Below are 19,301 nucleotides of genomic sequence, written 5' to 3' on the forward strand. Positions count from 1 at the left end.
CGGTTTCGGGCGTTGGTTAATTAAACTAATTTTTATAACTATGTAGTCACCCGAGACCCAACGCGTGAAAAAATTAGTATCCATAGCCTTCATCCTGCTCCTGCTCTTCAACGTGCTGGGCTACTATGGTTTATTCTTCGGGCTTCATTATCAGAACAAACAGCAGCTCATTCAGCAATTCGATACGGAGGATTATAGTGACTTGGAAACTGTTACTATAAAAATGCCACTCGCGGTTCCGTATGCCAATGATGCACAAGAGTATCAACGTGTGGATGGAGAGTTCGAGCACAACGGAGAATTCTACCGCATGGTAAAGCAACGCCTCTCGCAGGATACACTATATATAGTGTGCATCAAGGACCAGCAGAGTAAGCGGATCAACCAGGCGTTAACGGACTATGTAAAAACATTCAGTGATAAACCCGTGGATGGAAAAAGTCATTCCCTCACGCTCCCTACATTTATAAAGGAATATCTCGTTAGTACTCATACGATCAAGTCCTCATCAGAGGGCTGGTCATTCGATGTAAGCAGTAATAATACTCCCGTTGTGTTGATTCATACATATTGCTCTTCCATTATTCATCCTCCTGAAAAAGCCTGATCGGCACCTGTTATCCCTGCGTTACATTTGATTTTATTTTTCGCTATAGAACATGGATAGGTATATACTGTCGATGAATATATAGGCCGCTTGTATAGATTCAAACAGATACCCCAGGGATAGGAATTGCTCTATGTGATCATTTTGATCGCAGCCAAACTGGAAATCCATCTACTCAAATAAATTCTATGAAGAAAATTTACCTGCTACTGCTGGGATTTATTCCCGCACTCTCTTTCGCACAAACCCTGACAGACGGGCTCATGATGCCCAAGAAAAACATTTGTACCGGATTCATGTATATGCATGATCGCTGGACGGATTATTGGGAAGGAGAATTGAAACGTGACAACGGCAACATTGGACATGTAACCACACAAAGCCTGATGTGGATGGGCAACTATGGTATCACCAACAAGATCAACGTGATTGCCACTGTACCCTATGTAAAAACAAGAGCCAGCGCAGGAACACTGCATGGTATGGAAGGTCTGCAGGATCTTTCGGTAGGTGTTAAGTATAATTTCTTCCGGAAAAAATTTGAGAAGAGCGCCTTCAGCACATTTGCAGTATTTAACTTCTCCACACCACTAAGTGACTATACGCCTGATTTTTTCCCGCTCGCATTGGGAGCGCACACCACAAATCTTACCTATAGATTAACCGCGCATTTTAAAATTGAACAAGGATGGTTTGTAAATGCTTCCGGTGGCTATACCTGGCGAAGCAACACTACACTCGATCGTCCTTCTTATTACGATGGAAATGAATTCGTAAACAGTGATGAAGTGAAGATGCCAAACGTATTTGACGTATTTGTAAGCATGGGCTATCACAAAGGTCCGCTACAGGCAGAACTAAACTATATTCAGCAAAATACATTGGGCGGAGGAGACATCCGCAGACAGGATATGCCTTTCGTTTCGAATCGCATGAATATGATAAAGACCGGTGCAACGGTAATGTTCTATTTACCGAAACCTCAGGGGCTGGCGTTGCGCGGTTCAGCACACTATACATTAGCGGGCCGCAATGCGGGCCAGGCTACAACCCTCATGGCAGGCGTGCTCTATACATTTAAGTTTAATAAGGACCAGTAATCTTTGTATATATATGAAGAACAAGAATTTTTACGTAATCACACTTCTGACATTCGCTTGTATACTCGGTATAGTAGTAAGCTGTGATAAAGAAGTTGAGTTAAGCGAAAGCCTCACACCACTACAACCGGCAAGTCTAGATGAAGATGCTGCTTCCTGGACCTCTGTTGATCCCAGTGTAATCACAACCGATAAGATTATAAATATAGTAGAGAACTCTACACCTAAAGTTTTTAATCCACCGGCAGATATAGCATCCGATGCTTACAAGGCAGAACTCACTGCTATCAAAGATGCACAGAGTAAACTCACCAAAGAACAAAAGGACATTATCGAATACTGGAGTGGTGGCGGTGTATTACGCTGGAACCAGATTCTCCGTGGGTTAGTAGCGCGGTTTAATTTACCACCAGCACCCAAAGCAGATGGAACCTATCCTGCTCCGGATGCCGAAAATCCGTTTGCAGATCCTAACTTCCCATTTGCAAATCCTCCGTATGCTGCGCGTGCCTATAGCTATGTAAGTGCAGCACAGTACGAAGCATTGAAAGCCGCATGGCACTATATATACCAGTATAACAGACCATCACCGTATGAGACTGACCCAGGTATACAGTCTCTTATGCCGGAAACAAACCTGCCATCCTATCCATCTTCCGATGCAGTGCTGTCGGGTGTATCAGCAGAAATGTTAAAGTTACTTTTTCCTGCAGCAGTAGAAGAGATTACGATGAAAGCAGCGGAGCAACGTAACGCTGCATTGTGGTCTGGTAAAGCTTCGTCCAGTGATATAGCAGCAGGACTTGCCTTGGGTAAATCAGTAGCCGCGTTATTTGTAACGCGCGCACGAGGCGATGGTATGGGCGCTGCTATTGGTAACAAGGCACTCTGGCAATCGCTGGAAGATGGTGCAAAAGCAAAAGGTGAAACACCATGGATCAGTCTGGAAACACCGAAGCGTCCTCCGATGCTGCCTGTGTTTGGCAAAGTTAAGGCGTGGTGCATGACTCCCGACCAGATTACTGCGGGCCGTCCACTACCCCCTCCGTTGACATCCTCTGCTGAAATGCAAAAAGAAGTAGACGAAGTAAAATGGTATTCTGATAACCTGACACGCGAACGTCTCGCGATCATACATAAGTGGGCAGACGGTGCAGGTACCTATACTCCGCCCGGACACTGGAATGATATAGCGGCAGAGTATATACGCGATGCAAACTATAGCGAAGTACGTGCAGCCAGGGCATTTGCATTGTTAAACATGGCGTTGCATGATGCAGCTGTTTGTTGCTGGGAGACGAAGTTCTATTACTTCAATCCTCGGCCATCGCAAATGAACGCTTCCATTAAAACAGGAACAGGCGTACCGAATTTCCCTGCGTTTACTTCTGGCCATTCAACGTTCTCCGGTTCAGGGGCAACTGTGCTTTCGTATTTGTTTCCGGAGGCTACCGATTACTTCGAGGCTGAAGCCAATGAAGCTTCCGCATCTCGTCTATATGCGGGTATTCATTACCGGTCGGATGTAGAGGTTGGATTAGAGCAAGGTAAAAATGTGGGCGGATTCACTGTTGCATTCGCTCAGACAGACGGTGCTGATTAATGTATAGTATAGATAAAGATATTTGATTTGGGTATATCCGGGGGGTGTTCGCTCCACCTACCCGGATTTTTTTTGAAGCAAAATGACCTCAGGATTTTTTAGAATTATACTGTGTATAGGGATAGCTGCTCCCACAGCATTCGCGCAGGTGGACTCAACAAAAACCAAAGAACTAAAAGAAGTTACAATACAATCGCACCGGCTTGATATTGAACGCCTGCCTGCCATACAAGGCACATACCTGCAGAGTGGAAGAAAGAATGAAGTGATCAACGTTCAGAATATGAATGTGAGTATCGCAGAGAAGACCCCCCGCCAGGTTTTTTCGAAAGTGCCGGGAGTATTTGTGTACGATATGGATGGCTCCGGTAATCAAACCAATATAGCTACACGTGGTTTGGATCCGCATCGCGGATGGGAGTATAATATTCGCAAGAATGGAGTCATTACCAATTCCGACATGTATGGATACCCGGCAAGCCACTATAGCATGCCAATGGAAGCAGTCGAACGAATTGAATTGATTCGTGGCACAGGCTCGCTTCAATACGGTGCGCAGTTTGGCGGTATGCTCAACTATATATCCAAGAAGCCAGACTCTCTCAGAGCAATCACATATGAAAGCATTAATTCGCTTGGCTCGTTTGGCCTGATGAGTACCTATAATGCGATTGGTGGAACCATTAGTAAATTTCAATACTACGCCTACTATAACAAACGCGTATCGAAAGGCTATCGTGATAACAGTGATACCGATTTTGATGCACAGTCTTTCATGGTGATGTATACTCCTTTAAAAAATGTACGCATAAAAGCTGAAGCTGCACGCTCTAATTATATATACCATATACCAGGACCGTTAACTGACAGCATGTTTTATGCTGATCCAAAGCATTCCACGCGGTCCAGAAATTATTTTAATCCAGAGATATATGTGCCATCGCTGTCGCTTGATTGGCAGATCGGATTCCGAACAAGTTTATCGTGGACGGTATCAGCAGTGTTAGGTGCACGAAATAGTGTTCAGTTTGATAAACTGGCTACCGTGGCAGATGTAGTAGATCCGACAACATTAACGTATGCCGCACGACAGGTAGATATTGATCACTTTAACAGCTATACCAGTGAACTGCGTGTGCTTCATCGCTATATACTTTGGAGAAAAGAAAGTGCGCTCGTAGCGGGTATTCAGCTTTTTAATAACGATCTTCATCGTCAGCAATTAGGTAAAGGCACAACAGGAACGGATTTTGATTTAACACTAACCGATCCAAACTGGGGACGCGATCTTCATTTTAAAACAAAGAATATAGCGCTGTTTGTTGAGAACAGTTTTCGACTGGCACCCAATCTAACAGTAACCCCAGGCGCCAGAATGGAAATCGGTAAATCCGATATGGAAGGCAGGATCACCTACTATGACCCGGGTTCGCTTCCCAATACCATCGATCATAAATTTCCTTTATTCGGAATCAACGCTGAGTACTCCACACGTAAAGGAAATAATATATATACAGGTTGGTCACAGTCATATCGTCCTGTGATTTTCAAAGACATCATTCCAACATCAAGCTATGAAGCTATTGATAAGAATCTGAAAGATGCTACAGGGTATAATCTTGAGCTTGGGTATCGCGGATCATGGCATGCATGGCGGTGGGATGTAAGCATCTTCCAATTAAAGTATAACAATCGCCTGGGAAGTCTGGAGCAAAAAAATACAGATGGTAATGCTTATATACTTCGCACGAACATTGGTAATTCAATAACCAACGGTGCTGAGGTTTTTACAGAATATAGCGCCACCGTTGGCGAACACCTGGGTATAACATTTTTTACATCTACAGCATTCTTTCATGCTCGCTATCACGATGCACAGGTAAAATCGGGTACGAATACAGGCGAGAATATAGATATATCCGGTAATGTCGTAGAATCTGTTCCGTCAGTCATAACCCGCAATGGTATCACGGGTCGTTACAGGCAGGTAAGTATATCGTTCTTATATAGCTATACCGGTAAAAGTTATGCGGATGCGCTTAATACAGAAATGCCTACAAAAAGCGGCGCAGTAGGATTGGTTCCTTCATATGGTTTATTGGATATAAATGCTTCGGTGCGTATCAATAGTCAGTTGATGGTTCGCATGAACATGAACAACGTAACCGACAAACAATATTTTACAAAACGACCATCTTTCTATCCCGGACCAGGAGTATGGTCTTCAGATGGGCGCTCTGTTAATTGCACGATAGCAGTAAGAGTTTAAGAATTTGGGTTAGGCACACGCACACGTATTTCGCTCCATTCAAAGTGATCCGGATAAGGTAAATGTCATAGCCTTTCCGGATCTGCTTTTTTATAGTGTGCTGTTCGTGTCGGTATATATTACTTTTCAGATTCTGCTATAACTGCATTGGGTGTATCGAGTAATGCACGCTCCTGAGGTGTTAAGCGCAGATCTTCAGAGACTGAGGCTGATGTAGGGCGTAGCAGCAGAAATCCAACCGCTGCTAAAATCGGGATAATCAGTAAGTATATATTTCCAGTCAGGAAAAACACAACGCTGGCAAACAATCCCGGTAACTCAAGACAAGCCGAGCGCATCAATAAAATGCCAAGATACTTGGGCATCTTCTTTTGTAAGGATAAAGAGCGGTCAATATTGGAGAGCTGAAAGTTATAGAGAAAATGAGCCCCGGAAAACCCCAGGATCACCAGTCCAATTAATATATAGGTATATAACTGCGCGGTTTCTGCATCGTGGGCAACGGCCACTTTTCCAGAGTATACGAGTGCAAAAACAACGCCTGTAAAGATTAGCATGATACCCGCTTGCGCGAAATATACCAGGTTCAGTTGTGTAAAGTATTCTTTGGAAGTAAATGTCTTTCCCATATACAAGTGGTGTTATAAATTTCGTTTAATCAAGTCTTCCATAGCTTTAAAAGTTTTTTCTCTCAAAGCCTGAACCTCAGTCCCGGTTAATCCTTCCGTGCTGATTTCATCGCCTACATAAATGCGTATTTTCCCAGGGCGCAGATTTATAGTACTCGGAGGCATCAACTTGCCGGCACCAATTACTACCAAAGGAAGAATTGGTCGCTGCGTATCGATAGCAATTCGAAATGCACCGTCATGGAAAGGCTGCAGCAATTCTTTCGAACGGTTTTGTGTTCCCTCTGCGAAAATCAGGATAGAGATCCCTTGTTTTAAAAATTGTTTCAGGCGATCAATACTTTTCTTGCGGCTTTCCGGACTCGAACGATCTACAATAATAGTAGCTGCTTTGGCGATCCATCCGAATACAGGAATTTTAAGAAGCTCTTTTTTTGCCAGCGGCCTGAACTGCCCCGGTATAATCATGCGGATTCCGGGGATATCAAGAAATGAAGTATGGTTGCTTATATAAATATAGGACTTGCCTTTTTTGAAATTTTCAGTGCCGTGAAATTCATAGCGGATGAAGGTAAGGATACTGAACGTCCACGACCACAGCCACAAAAAGAAGTACCCGATATTGCCAAAGCGTTGTCCCAACAAAAAGGGTCCTATAATGCCTGGCAAGTATAAAATCATAAAAACGGAAAACACCAGGAACACCCACACTTTGTAGAAGGTGAGAAGAATGGTCTGTACTATTTTCAAGATAATAAATTAAAACTTCTGCGAAAGTTCAGAAAGTTTAGGGAAGATGCAAGAATAAAAAAGCCAGCGGTGAGGCTGGCTTTTAAAATATTCGGGAATCAATTATTTACGAGATTAAAAACTTCGTCACACCTGGTGTTGCAACCGGATAGAATCCGTTAGCATCTGGCTTAACCGGTGGCTCTGCATCCCATGCATAAGTCGATGGCATGATGTTAAGACCTGAGTTTATCGCCTTATCCCAGTCGATCACTTCACCGCTATACGTTGCAAGACGTCCCATAATTGCGGTCATCGTAGACTTCGCGCCGTTCTCTGCGTCAGCAAATTTATACTCACCTTTTGCTATGGCAGCAAACAACTCATCATGCTCAGTCTGATAGGGATTGTTCTCGCCTTTTTTGTCATACTTATAAAGTACTTTTCCTTTGCTTGAGATTTCACCTGCACCACATTTTACAGAGCCCTTGGTACCTACAAAGTACTCATCCACTTTTGCATATGTACCTTTAATGTGACGGCACTGGCTGTTGAGTATAGAACCATCCGCATATTGAAACTCTACATAATGGTGATCGAAGATCTCTCCATATTCTTTACCTGTACGAACCTGGCGTCCACCCATGCCTTGAGCTTTTACAGGATATCCTCCCTTGAACCAATTCATCACATCGATGTTGTGAATATGTTGTTCGTTAATGTGATCACCACACAGCCAGTTAAAGTAATACCAGTTACGCATCTGGTATTCCATTTCAGTTTGTCCGGGTTGACGCATCTTTACCCATACACCATCATTGTTCCACCAGGCTTGTCCGGATGTGATCTCTCCAATCATTCCATCCTGCACACGCTTATATAGTTCACGATACGAATTTTGATAATGACGTTGCAATCCAACCACTACATTTAGTTTTTTGGATTTTGCTTCCGCGGCTGCGGCCAATACTTTTTGAACACCGGCAGGATCTGTTGCTACAGGCTTCTCCATAAATACATGTTTACTCTGCTTAATAGCTTCGGTAAAATGTATAGGGCGGAATCCAGGAGGCGTTGTCAGGATCACAACATCTGCCAATGGAATTGCTTTTTTATAGGCATCAAAACCAACAAACTTGGTGGCTTCTGTTACAGTAACTTTTGCTTTTACATTTCCTTCCTCCGAGTTCTCATCGGTGAGTGCATTATAGCATTCATCGAGGCGATCGCGAAAAGCATCTGCCATCGCTACGAGTTTTACGTTTTGCTTGGTGAGCAACGCTTGCATCGCAGCACCAGTGCCGCGTCCTCCGCAGCCGATCAAGGCTACTTTAATAGTATCATCAGTGGAAGTGAAGTATCCCGCATTTGATAGAAATGGCATAGCCATTAGTCCTCCGGTAGCCAGCGCAGAATTCTTTACAAAGTTTCTGCGGCTGATCGTTGAGTCGTCTTTTGCTTTCATAGGCGATGGTTTATGTTTTGTTTGAGCTGTATTCGTATTGTCCTAATAGTATAGACAGTTTACACGGGCCTTTCCCTGAACCGCTTATCACTATTTTAAATAAGAAGCATAGAATTTTTCAATCTCTTCCTTGGATGGTTGTTGCAACGGACGCGCAATCCGGAATCCCATATACATTCCATCGGTAAGCCACCAGCGACTTTTAGGAATTTGTGGATCGCGCTTGTTCCATTCTGCGCTGGAAGGTATACGATTTGTGCAACGTAAAGCCTCTGGTTCATCGAGGTACGATCCTCCACGGGATACACGCGGATATTTACTGGCTGGTGGTGTGGACGGATCTTTCACGCCATCGGAAAGTTTTTCATAGATGGCAGCATCATATTGATCGAGCGTCCATTCGGTTAAGTTGCCCAGCATGTCATATAGTCCCCACGCATTAGGCTTCAATTGCATTACCTTATGATACTTGCCTGCGCTGTTATTTTTAAAGAAGCCGTACTCTTGCAAACTTTTCGGATCGTTGCTGATGGGTGCACCTCCTGCACGACATGTATATTCCCATTCCGCTTCTGTGGGCAGACGATAAAATATACCGGTTTGCTCATATAGCCATTTGCAATACATGATACCGGCTTGTTGGCTCATGCTGTTCGCGGGTTGTTTTGGGTCGCGCCCCATGCCCCAGGTAAGATCTATATATTGCGCTGTAGGCCGCGACACTGCATCTACTGCTATAGCTTTTGTTTGTGGTACTTCCATGTTTTTAAAGAAAGCATCCCACTCTGCAAAAGTTACTTCGTGTTCTTCCATCCAAAATGCTGAGAGTTCTATTTTTTTCTGTGGAGCTTCGTCCTGCTCTTTTTTACTGTCATTCGCAGCACTGCCGATTGTAAAAGATCCTGCAGGTATAGCAACCATTTTGAATTTTACTTCCGTGCCCGGAATGGCTTGTTCATACGTTTCAAAAGTTTGTGCCGATAGATTGAATGCAAATGCTGAGAGCAGAGAGCTGAAAACCAAAAGCTTATGATGGCGCATAGTATGTGATGTCTTCTTCAAAGTTTTATTTTTATGGGCGTTGAAGATAGAAAATGGAAAGGTGATAGGCAACATTAATTACAGCGGGCAATGCAAGTATATTTTACATGATGGCAACGTGAAATGAAGGTTACTGTGTTTCCCAAATGACAGAATAGATATTGAGAATTATTTATACTATTTCTTTCTCGAACAGAATGAGCATCATCTGTTCTTACTAATGATTTGTTTCAAGGCAGGTTCTACTGCAATGCGATGGGAGCCACCAAATACAACGAATACCCGATCGTATTTATTTAGTGCTTCATCAATCTTTTTTAGTAACGCATGATCTCTTACTTCTTTAGTAGCACGCCCCACATTGCCAAATATACCCTCATCGATGAGGTAATACTCATGTACTTCAAGCAGGCTATCCAGAATCAATTCCTGGTTTAGATGATGTTTGTAAAGTTTCTGCAGGTATGGGAAAGACTTTTCCTTATCGGTAAGTATAAATTTTGAACGATTCAGGTATGCTATAAATTTTTTCTGATAAGCTTCTTCCAGCGCCATGTCGTTGTATCGTCCATGCTTGTAAGGATTCAAAAATCTCTCGACAGCCATGTATAGGTGTATCTGATCTTTCGGGATAGTCTTTTGTAATGCCGCGAATTCTTCCTGATCATCCATATCGCCATTGAGCATTTTTATATCAGCCTCATCACATAAATATTTCAGGCACCCCGTTTCACCATCGTGGCGAACGGCAGAATCAAGAGAAGGGTATATCCGGTCTTCCGGTATTTGTCCGCCTTCGTTAAAAGCTATTTCAGGGTTTGCCTCTTTAAATACTTTCTCTATTAATGTAAACTGCGGATCTCCAACACTGCGGCCATGGGAAGCACCGATGAACACAAGTCTTTTCTTGCCATTGGTAAGATCGGTATAGGGTATAGTATATGCTCCGGTAGAATCAAGTTCTCCTTGCATTTTCGCATTCAGAGTATCCAGGTATTTCCGTACGGTAAGGTAGTTTCGTGTTATATAGGTTGTGTCGGAAGTGCCAGACTCTGGATTTTTTTGCTTACACGATGCGATTACTATACAGAGAATAAGAAGCGTGAGAAAGGTTTTCATACTTCAAGATATATAAATTAGTACATGAGGCAATAAGCGCGAGCTGTGCTGGTAAGCGTTAGGGTAAATATACCCTAACGCCAAGTTCTATTTCTTTACGCAAACGACTATGCCGGTAGACCACACTTGCTTGGTTAGCAATAAGTCATCTCGGGTTTCAAGATCGTTAACAAGGTTGATAGCTTTTTCGTGATGCCCCTCCGGCCAGTTAGGCTGCGGGAGCATGTCGTCAATAATATATAAGGCACCTTTGTTTAGCATCGCAAGTACTTCATCTAACAGAAGGTATTTACCATGCCATGTATCCGCGAATATATAGTCGAATTTTTGTTGTTTGTTCGAATTAACCCAGTGATCTCCATCGGCAGAGACGAGATTTAAACGACTGTCATTTCCGAGAAATTTGTTCGCGACTTCCAGAAGCTTGTCGTCATTATCGAGCGAGATCAGCGATGACTCATCATCCATGCCGTCCAGTATCCATGCCGTTGACAGCCCCGTTCCGGTACCGAGCTCAAGAAATTTACCCGCTGGTTTAGATGCTGCAAGTGTGCGCAGCAGTGAACATGTAAGTATATCAGAAGCCATTGTAAAGCCCAGCGCTTTCGTAGCTTCATCTATCTTTATATACATTTCTGGAAGCGGCTGATTAATTTCTGCAGTCATGATATTTGTGGATTGGGTTTTGAACGACTTTGTTTAAAGACAACTAAATATACATGCTGTGGATATATGTGCTTCTATTCGATCATGTTTTTATTATAAGATATACTTACTAACGTTTTGAAGGTTAAGAAAAATTATCTCTACCCATTCGTTATATTCTAAAGGGACAATTGGCTTTGTCTCTTCTTAAAAAATCCAATCATAGATTGTTTTTATTTTTGTTAATGTCGGGAATCAGAGATCATGGACATCACAGCGTCTGACTACTATAAATTGTTTCAAGCCTAAAAATGTACCCGCTTGATCCCAGTTTTTTGCATAGTTGTAAATAATAATATAGCCATCTTGCCATGCTATATTATTTAGCGTGCACTCTGCTATGATGTCATTATTAGGCATTCGCGCTACATATATTTTAAGCCAATTGAATTTATTGTCATGTAGGATGTCTTTGATTTTCTCTTTAAGGAGATTGTAGAGAGATTCGTTGTCTGGTGGTAAACTCCATTGACCTTGTGTGGCAAGATTTCCTATTTTCGGGTGCCATAGAATTCCATTATGATCTTTGAAATCGACATCTGGATTATGAGAGTCAGATAATCCTTCAATGACCACGGGAAAAATTGTTATGAAAAAATTGTTAAGAGCCGCATCGATTTTCTCTGAAATAGTGTTTCCTACTCCCACAATATTTTCAATTATCCCATTCGGATAATATTTTTTATGGACTATTGCTATTGTTAGATGTATGATTTTAGCGTCTAAATCTGAAGAGTTTATAATTGCAGTGGAAATTTCGATTTCTGAATTCAATATCAGGGCTCTATATTGAGTAGACCATCCAATTTTATAATTTTTTGTCAATAGCCTACTATATAGTTCTTCGATAAAAAGTTGATCGATGTCTTGGTTTAGTGGGGCTTGTTTCGCAGCTGATTTCTTTTTGAGAAAATCAAATAGTCTCATTTTCGAAATGATTTAAAATATAGAACTAAAGATAACGCGTGCATCATTGCAATTAGTAATCAAACCACATCCTTCACAATCGGAATCCGTACCAGTAGCATGCCGGCCATAAAAGATATAGCAACAGCGGATATGCCAGATATAGCAAACTTTAAGAGAGAGTTCATAGAAAAGTCTTTCAGTAGAATAGAGATACATACCAGGATCAATGGGTGTACAATATAAACCGCATAGGCACTCCGTGACAGCTCTTTCAGTAACCGGCTTTGGTTATTCCATTTATATTTTCCGATACTCAACAAAGCTACGATGATCGATATACCCAGCAGTTGCTCCCATATAGCATTCACGAATGATTGGATTGTAAAGCCTCCAAAAAACGCATCGACTTCGGTGTGCGTGATAAACTTTAGTATATAAATACACGGAAAGCCAATGAATACAAGTCCTACAGCAAGCCATAACCATAGCTTGCCTCGTGTAGATGGCAATGCCGGTAACCATTGATTGCGATACGCTATAATCCCGATTGTAAATAAAGCAATGTATTGAGGGAAATGTGCAAGCTGAAAACCAAAGGGTGGTAAGGTCACTCCAATTGGAAATACGATGCGCACGAGAAATGAAATAACACCCAGTGCTATAGCAAACATAAAAACAGACTTGTTGCCGGGAAGAGGTAGTGGCGAGAAATCCCTTTTATCACGAAATCGTTGCGTGAGCCAGAATATACATGTAAAGAGAAGTAACGCAGCTGTAAACCAGAGGACACCAACTTCGATCCAATGCTCACGATTCAGGTAGTAATCTTTGAATGATAGCTCAGGATATTGATGTGCTATAGCTGTATAGATTGTAAGCGGCGCTATAACAAGTGAGTAAAATATAAGCGGAATGCCCAATCGTTTAAACCGATCGAGTATAAATTTACTTTCGCCCTTCCGTTCATAGGAGGCTGGTATAAAATAAGACGATAAGAAAAAGAACAACCCCATGAAGAAAGCTTGATTCGTGGATACAAACACAGTAAACAATAATCCGGCAGCGAACCCATCGGCTTCTTCTTTATAATACCATCCACCGGGAGCGCCATACGTAATGGCTGCATGATGAAGAATAACCAACATAGTAAGAAATACCCGGATGTTGTCAATGTAACTTTCTCTCTCTCTCAAAATATAGGGTTTTTATAGTGACCAGGTCGAAACGTAAAGGTTGCCTGAAGATGTGAAATGTTTAATCTGCAGCGATCGCTTCAACTTCAAGTTTCCATTTTGTTTCCAACAACTGACAGCAGATAACGGTAAGTGTGGGCTCATGATCGCCGAGAAACTTTTTCCTTAACGCCATATTTTCAGCATCATACTCCGGGCTCGATAGGTAGGTCCTCACGGAGATCAGGTTGTTGTACGACATGTTTGCCGATTTTAAGATCTCTCCTATATACTTCCAGATCAACTCGCCTTGTTCTGTAAACGATTCTGGCATTGACTGTCCATCTTTTTCATAGCCATTCAATCCGCTTATAAACAAGTGTCGTGAACCGCTGGATGTTTCTATAGCGTGACTGTAATTTTTGTATTGGGGAAACAGCGAAGGAGGGTTGTGTTTAAGGATAGCCATAATTTGGTTGAAGATGTAAAGGTTAATCTATTATCGGATGGATTATTAGCTAAAAAGAAATTCTTTGTTACCGCTCAAACATTCCTAAAAATTGCTGCTTCTTGTCTGCAGACATTTCAAGTTCTTTATTGTTCTTCATCGTTACCGATCCTCCTTTGCCTTTCGTATAGCGGATAACATAGTCAGGATTGATCAGGTAGGAGCGATGAATACGAAGGAAGCGATGTTCCTTTAAAATCTCCTCAAAATATTTTAGCGTTTTGCAAATAAGAAGTGATGTGTTGCTGCTGTCTATATAAAAACGTGTGAAGTTATCAGCCGCTTCACAGTACAGAATAGTGTTGATGGCAATGATCTCAAAGCCCTCCATCGTGGGCAGCATAATTTTTTGATTGACGGGCGTGCGTATATTATCGACCAACACATTGGTATGCCGTGTATAGTTTACTTCTTCACGCTCGCTTTTTATTTTCTCTACAGCCTTTACCAACTCATCTATATTTATAGGCTTTAGCAAGTAATATGAAGCACTTTTATTGAGCGCTTGTATAGCGTAATTGTCGAAGGCCGTAACAAAAACGGTTTCGAACGTAATATTCTCTATACTGTCAAGCAGATCAAAGCCGTTACCGTAAGGCATCTCTATATCCAAAAATACTATATCCGGGTTGTGTTTCAGAATCGCTTCTTTGCCGGTAGAAACAGATTCACCGAAGCCGCACACTTGCACATCCGGACAATACTTCGTCAGGTAGTTTGCCAGAATTTTGCGGCTATCTTCTTCGTCATCTATAATTACAGCCTTCACCATGCTATTTGATTTTGTTTACCGATCGGCAGGAATAAACGCACATGCGTTCCATGGTCTATACCATCTTCAATCTGTACCCGGTAGTGTACATTATATACCTTGTTGATGATTGCCAATCGTTCCTCAATATTTTTTAACCCGGTGGAATTGTGTTTTTTTTGATTCTCTGTTTTTAGTTCTGCCGATCGCTTGCGTCCGATACCATCATCTGTAATCTCCGCCACCAAATTTCCATTTTGCTTATAGAAATGTAGCAGTAATTTACCCTTCTCATTTTTATACCGGAGTCCATGCCATACAGCATTTTCAATATAGGGCTGGATTAACATGGGCGGTACTTGTATAGATTCAGTGTTAATCGTTTCATCAACTCTTATCTCATAGTCAAATTTGTCACGGAATCTATAATGCTCCAGCTTCAGATATAGCGCGAGGATTTCCTGCTCTTTCTGCAGAGGAATGAAGTCTTCTTGTGAATGTTCCAGGACAAGCCGCATCAGTAATGCAAATTCAGAAAGAAAGCGGTTGGCGGTTCGTTCATCTTGCTGTGAAATAAATTGATTAACGGAATTCAGGGCGTTAAAAATAAAATGCGGATTCATTTGGCCGCGTAGCGATTTAAGTGCCAGTAATCGATTGGCCAATTTACTGGCTTGCGCATTTTTGAAAATAAAGAATGAAGTAACCGCTATAATCAGAATGATCACTAGTAACCCATAAATGACAAGTTGTTGTCTGAATACAGTTTCCTGTTCGATAGTCTGTCCTATATATACATCTTTTGTGTATTCTTCAATGTCTTTTTGCTTTCGGATTAATTCTGACTTTTCGGTTAGTCGACTCTCATTTAGCTTTTCATTTTTCTTCATCGCGTCACTATATCTTTTATAAGCGTATAGTGCTTTTGTGTCCTGTCCGTTTTTTTCGTAGAGGTTGGCAAGCGACAAAAAAGCATTCGCCTGTTCTTTAGGATTGTTCAGCGTATCTGCAATGTGAGCAGCTTCTTCTGCTTCTTTTATCGCAGCTGATGTTTCGCCTTTGGCATCCAGACTTTTGCTGATGGCTACTTTATCTTTGGTAACTTCCGTCAGGTTGTTTGACTCAAGGTTGTACTCTATAGACTGCTTGCGCAAATCGATTTCTTCATCATACATTTTCTTTTGCTGTAGTACATCTGCGATCTCGTCTTTTGTTTCCTGTACTGCTATTTCTTCCCGCGGACTTACGCTCTTGCCGCTGCGAATCGTGTTCAACGAGTTGTCGTATAGCTTGGGAGATTTGTTAGATTCATTCAGGCGCACATTCACTTTCGCTATTTGATTTTCCACCTGCGGATTTATTCCCTTTTTTGACTGTGGTATATTCTCCAATACCTTTAACGCTTCCGCGTAATTGTTCATCTGGTAGTATACTTCTGATATAGCAATTTTAATTTCTGTTTGCTGCGTATTTCTTAATGGAAGCGATAAACTTTGTTGATAGTATTGTAAGGCTGCATTGTAATCTTCGAGTTTAAGACTCATGTCACCCAGGCCTTTTAATGTTGTTATATATTGTGGTGAGGTGGTATAATCAGAAAGCTTCTCATAAGCACGCAAGTAATTTTCGTGCGCCAGCTTCCATTCTAAAATGCCTTCATTGATCTCTGCCAGTAATATATAGCACTTCGCTTCATTGAAGTCATCATGCTGTGCAACACTCATTGCCAAGGCTTCCCGTACTTTGTCGAGGGCCTCATCGGGATTTTTATTTTTCGCGGACTCCGCTTCTTTTAACAACTGCTCTGCATCCCTTTGATTGGATCTTTGCTTCAGACTTTTGTACGATTCTTTCTGCGCAAAGCAATCTTCCGCCATCAACAAAGCAGCAGTAATGAGACCGTATACCAATAACTTTTGAATCATGTCAGGACTTAATATCGGAAAGTTAACATTATAATTTTTATCGATTTTCAAGCTGCCTGGCAAGTTTTACGGGTTCACTCAGTCAATCGTTCACTTCCCTCAGTGAAGGTGCGGCTTTACGGAGTTTAGGTATCGTCTCACATTTTTACGCGTAAAATTTACTCAAACAAACACTGAATTTTATGAAGCCATTATCGTACTCCAGCATCATTCCCAAAGCGGTTGTATTCTCTATTGCTATACTCTTGATGGGATTTAGATCAGGTGATTCGTCCGATAGAGACGATCGTGAACCTGCCAGTCAACAAACCATTATGCTCGCGCTCCTGCTCGATACCAGCAATAGTATGGACGGCCTCATCGATCAGGCCAAATCGCAGTTATGGAAAATAGTAAATGAATTGGCGGCTGCTAAATGTGGTGATGGCACGCAGCCGAATATTAAGATTGCACTATATGAATATGGCAATGATGGTTTACCTTCATCGGAAGGATATATACGGCAGGTGAGTCCTCTGTCGCAAGACCTTGATGTTATTTCAGAGAAACTATTCTCGTTGCGTACAAATGGTGGAAGCGAATTTTGTGGACACGTAATAAAAACGTCTTTGAATCAATTGGCATGGTCTGCTTCTAATGCAGATTTAAAAATGATTTTCATTGCAGGGAATGAGCCGTTCACGCAAGGAAGTGTATCGTATCAATTAGCATGTGCTGCTGCAAAAGAAAAAGGCGTTATAGTGAACACTATATTCTGTGGCGACTTTAATGAAGGGATCACTACAAACTGGAAGGATGGTGCTGACCTTACAGGTGGTACTTTTATGAGCATCGAACAAAATAGCAAGACAGTATATATTACTACCCCATACGATGATCAGATTGCTGCGCTGAATGATAAGCTGAATACTACCTATGTATACTATGGAAGTACAGGTTCCTACAAGAAAGAACAACAGGTTGTTCAGGATAATAATGCAAGTAGTTATGGACAAGCGAACAAGGCAGAACGTGCTGTTTCAAAAAGTTCGCATGCCTATAAGAATTCAAGCTGGGATTTGGTAGATGCTGCAAAGGATAATGAGAAAGTAATTGCTGAAACAAAAGCGGACGACCTTCCTAAAGAAATGCGCTCGATGACGGTTGAACAACGCAAGGTATATGTAAAACAAAAATCCGAAGAACGTAAGAAAATCCAGGCTGAGATTTTAACCTTAAACAAGCAACGCCAACAGTATATTATCAAGAATACTTCTCAGCAAAATAAAGACGCAATGCTGGACGCAACCATGATCAAGTCTATCAAGAGCAAAGGCAATACTAAAAATTTAAAGTGGGAATAGTTGGTGAATGAATCAAAGGCAACGTATTTATTCTAATGCGTTGCCTTTTTGTTCTTGAATAATGATTGTACTTTTTTATAAGGACTTTTATGAACTATATCTTACTAATCGCTACAGTTTTGTTAGTTCAATTAAATGTCATCGCTCAAACGAGTGGTAAAAACGTATTTCTGGAGACTTCAAAAAGGTCGAATCATTACTATGTGGATTTGCGCGAAACAGATGCGCTGGTGTTTGAGATGGAAACATTTTTACATGGTCCTGAAATGGGATACGCTATAAGAAATATCGATACCCTTACACGGCAATCCGATGGTGCTTATGCTGGCAGGAAGACGAAAATCATTAAGAAGAAAGATGCGTTGCTCCTGATTCGTGAGTCAAAGAAAAAGAAAGAGATGGCTTTAGTAGATGTAGCGGATAGCGCTTCTGCAAATGCTCATTTAAACAATGCGTATTACCTCGAACGGTATTTGGAAATGAGTAAGGAAATAAATAATGCCTTCCCGCTATGGAATGCTTCGTGGGATAGATTTAGTACATGGCAGAGTCTCAATAATAAAGAAATAAATTATAGGGCATTCAGAGCATTTGCTGACGAAAGGATAAAGTTGATGAAGGATAGTATTGTTGAAGAACAGAATCGTTGTACAGTATTAATGAATTATTTGATTCAGAATATAACAACTATAAACTATACGGCGTTAAGGGACAGTGTAGCAAAGTTGTTAGTCAATGATTCGAGTACTTACAAATTGGTATACCAACTGAAGCCAAGCGCTTACTTTCGGAAAGTGATATACCAAGTGGCAAAGGAGCAGCCTGAATTTTTCTTCCGCCTTGCTGAGGAACACACTTCCAAGAATCAACACTATATTTTTAATTCAATAGGAATCCAGGATAAGGAAGTATTGGCAAAGCTTAAATTAGTTGAGGATCACGATAAAATTAAAAAGAGTTTCTTTAAAGATATTAAGTACCGAAGGAGGATGCCTTTTGTTGCAGTAGGATTTGCACTTGCAGAGTGTGTTGGTTTAGTACTTCTTTTTGTGGTTATATTTTAATGGGTGTGTAAAAAATTGACGAGCCGATTGCTTTTAATTTTTGAAATGACTTTTGAATTACTTTTGGTGGCTTTTAACAATATAATCAATTAGTTACAAAAAATCAAGACATTCCAATGTTATATATATACGTTGTGTGTTATTATGGTATACATATGTAAATCAGATAAGCTTTTATTTGACAGTCTTCCTTATTGGATGTATATTTAAAATACATATTTTATAAAGCGTTATTACACCAACGCTTTACCCAACACCGACTTTTGATCGTCATAGTATAGTATTGCGAACACTCTCTCGGTATCTGTTCAAAACTATACTTAATACTATATTTTCACATCAATAGCATTTTGATTGGATTT

The 19,301-nt window shown here is 41.2% G+C and carries 17 protein-coding genes; 6 read left to right on the forward strand and 11 right to left on the reverse strand.

Annotated features, from left to right (window positions below):
* The first annotated feature begins 64 nt into the window (after positions 1-64).
* The 4 genes from B5Y40_RS01010 to B5Y40_RS01025 all read left to right on the forward strand — a co-directional run bounded on the left by B5Y40_RS01010 (position 65) and on the right by B5Y40_RS01025 (position 5,579).
* Entirely contained in the window at positions 65-607 is a 543-nt protein-coding gene (locus tag B5Y40_RS01010; protein ID WP_079684849.1) for a hypothetical protein, read from the forward strand.
* 188 nt (positions 608-795) lie between these two features.
* Positions 796-1,707 carry a transporter gene (locus B5Y40_RS01015; protein ID WP_079684850.1) on the forward strand — a complete coding sequence of 304 codons (912 nt, stop codon included), beginning with the start codon at positions 796-798 and terminating at the stop codon, positions 1,705-1,707.
* A 13-nt stretch (positions 1,708-1,720) separates the two neighbouring features.
* On the forward strand, positions 1,721-3,310 hold the full coding sequence (locus tag B5Y40_RS01020; protein ID WP_079684851.1) for a vanadium-dependent haloperoxidase: 1,590 nt from the start codon (positions 1,721-1,723) through the stop codon (positions 3,308-3,310).
* An 82-nt stretch (positions 3,311-3,392) separates the two neighbouring features.
* Entirely contained in the window at positions 3,393-5,579 is a 2,187-nt protein-coding gene (locus B5Y40_RS01025) for a TonB-dependent receptor family protein (RefSeq protein ID WP_079684852.1), read from the forward strand.
* A gap of 119 nt (positions 5,580-5,698) precedes the next feature.
* Here the strand turns inward: B5Y40_RS01025 and B5Y40_RS01030 are convergent, their stop codons facing one another.
* From B5Y40_RS01030 to B5Y40_RS01080, 11 genes are all read right to left on the reverse strand, one after another.
* Positions 5,699-6,208 (reverse strand): hypothetical protein, encoded by a 510-nt coding sequence (locus B5Y40_RS01030; RefSeq protein ID WP_079684853.1) that lies wholly within the window; start codon positions 6,206-6,208, stop codon positions 5,699-5,701.
* A gap of 12 nt (positions 6,209-6,220) precedes the next feature.
* Positions 6,221-6,958 carry a lysophospholipid acyltransferase family protein gene (locus tag B5Y40_RS01035; protein ID WP_079684854.1) on the reverse strand — a complete coding sequence of 246 codons (738 nt, stop codon included), beginning with the start codon at positions 6,956-6,958 and terminating at the stop codon, positions 6,221-6,223.
* Between the two features lie 106 nt (positions 6,959-7,064).
* Positions 7,065-8,402 carry a Gfo/Idh/MocA family protein gene (locus B5Y40_RS01040; RefSeq protein ID WP_079684855.1) on the reverse strand — a complete coding sequence of 446 codons (1,338 nt, stop codon included), beginning with the start codon at positions 8,400-8,402 and terminating at the stop codon, positions 7,065-7,067.
* Positions 8,403-8,492: 90 nt separating this feature from the next.
* Positions 8,493-9,464 (reverse strand): formylglycine-generating enzyme family protein, encoded by a 972-nt coding sequence (locus B5Y40_RS01045; protein ID WP_245840452.1) that lies wholly within the window; start codon positions 9,462-9,464, stop codon positions 8,493-8,495.
* 183 nt (positions 9,465-9,647) lie between these two features.
* Positions 9,648-10,562, reverse strand: a complete 915-nt coding sequence (locus B5Y40_RS01050; RefSeq protein ID WP_079684857.1) for a hypothetical protein — start codon at positions 10,560-10,562, stop codon at positions 9,648-9,650.
* Between the two features lie 87 nt (positions 10,563-10,649).
* Positions 10,650-11,228, reverse strand: coding sequence for an O-methyltransferase (locus tag B5Y40_RS01055; RefSeq protein ID WP_079684858.1), 579 nt, complete (start codon positions 11,226-11,228; stop codon positions 10,650-10,652).
* Positions 11,229-11,462: 234 nt separating this feature from the next.
* Positions 11,463-12,194 carry a DUF6348 family protein gene (locus B5Y40_RS01060; protein WP_079684859.1) on the reverse strand — a complete coding sequence of 244 codons (732 nt, stop codon included), beginning with the start codon at positions 12,192-12,194 and terminating at the stop codon, positions 11,463-11,465.
* 59 nt (positions 12,195-12,253) lie between these two features.
* The gene (locus B5Y40_RS01065; RefSeq protein ID WP_143785556.1) at positions 12,254-13,369 is read right to left on the reverse strand and encodes an acyltransferase family protein; all 1,116 of its coding nucleotides are present in this window, start codon (positions 13,367-13,369) and stop codon (positions 12,254-12,256) included.
* Positions 13,370-13,430: 61 nt separating this feature from the next.
* Positions 13,431-13,817, reverse strand: a complete 387-nt coding sequence (locus tag B5Y40_RS01070) for a RidA family protein (RefSeq protein WP_079684861.1) — start codon at positions 13,815-13,817, stop codon at positions 13,431-13,433.
* A 67-nt stretch (positions 13,818-13,884) separates the two neighbouring features.
* A complete protein-coding gene (locus B5Y40_RS01075; RefSeq protein WP_079684862.1) occupies positions 13,885-14,628 on the reverse strand; it encodes a LytR/AlgR family response regulator transcription factor in 744 nt (247 codons plus the stop codon).
* Positions 14,622-16,532 (reverse strand): tetratricopeptide repeat-containing sensor histidine kinase, encoded by a 1,911-nt coding sequence (locus B5Y40_RS01080; RefSeq protein WP_079684863.1) that lies wholly within the window; start codon positions 16,530-16,532, stop codon positions 14,622-14,624. The genes B5Y40_RS01075 and B5Y40_RS01080 overlap by 7 nt, the downstream gene beginning before the upstream one ends.
* 182 nt (positions 16,533-16,714) lie before the next feature.
* Between B5Y40_RS01080 and B5Y40_RS01085 the strand changes: the two genes are divergently transcribed.
* Complete coding sequence (locus B5Y40_RS01085) at positions 16,715-17,875, forward strand: vWA domain-containing protein (protein WP_079684864.1); 1,161 nt, start codon at positions 16,715-16,717, stop codon at positions 17,873-17,875.
* Between the two features lie 89 nt (positions 17,876-17,964).
* Positions 17,965-18,939, forward strand: a complete 975-nt coding sequence (locus B5Y40_RS01090; RefSeq protein ID WP_079684865.1) for a hypothetical protein — start codon at positions 17,965-17,967, stop codon at positions 18,937-18,939.
* The last annotated feature ends 362 nt before the right edge of the window (positions 18,940-19,301 follow it).

Source organism: Ohtaekwangia koreensis, from assembly GCF_900167975.1.
GTDB lineage: Bacteria > Bacteroidota > Bacteroidia > Cytophagales > Cyclobacteriaceae > Ohtaekwangia > Ohtaekwangia koreensis.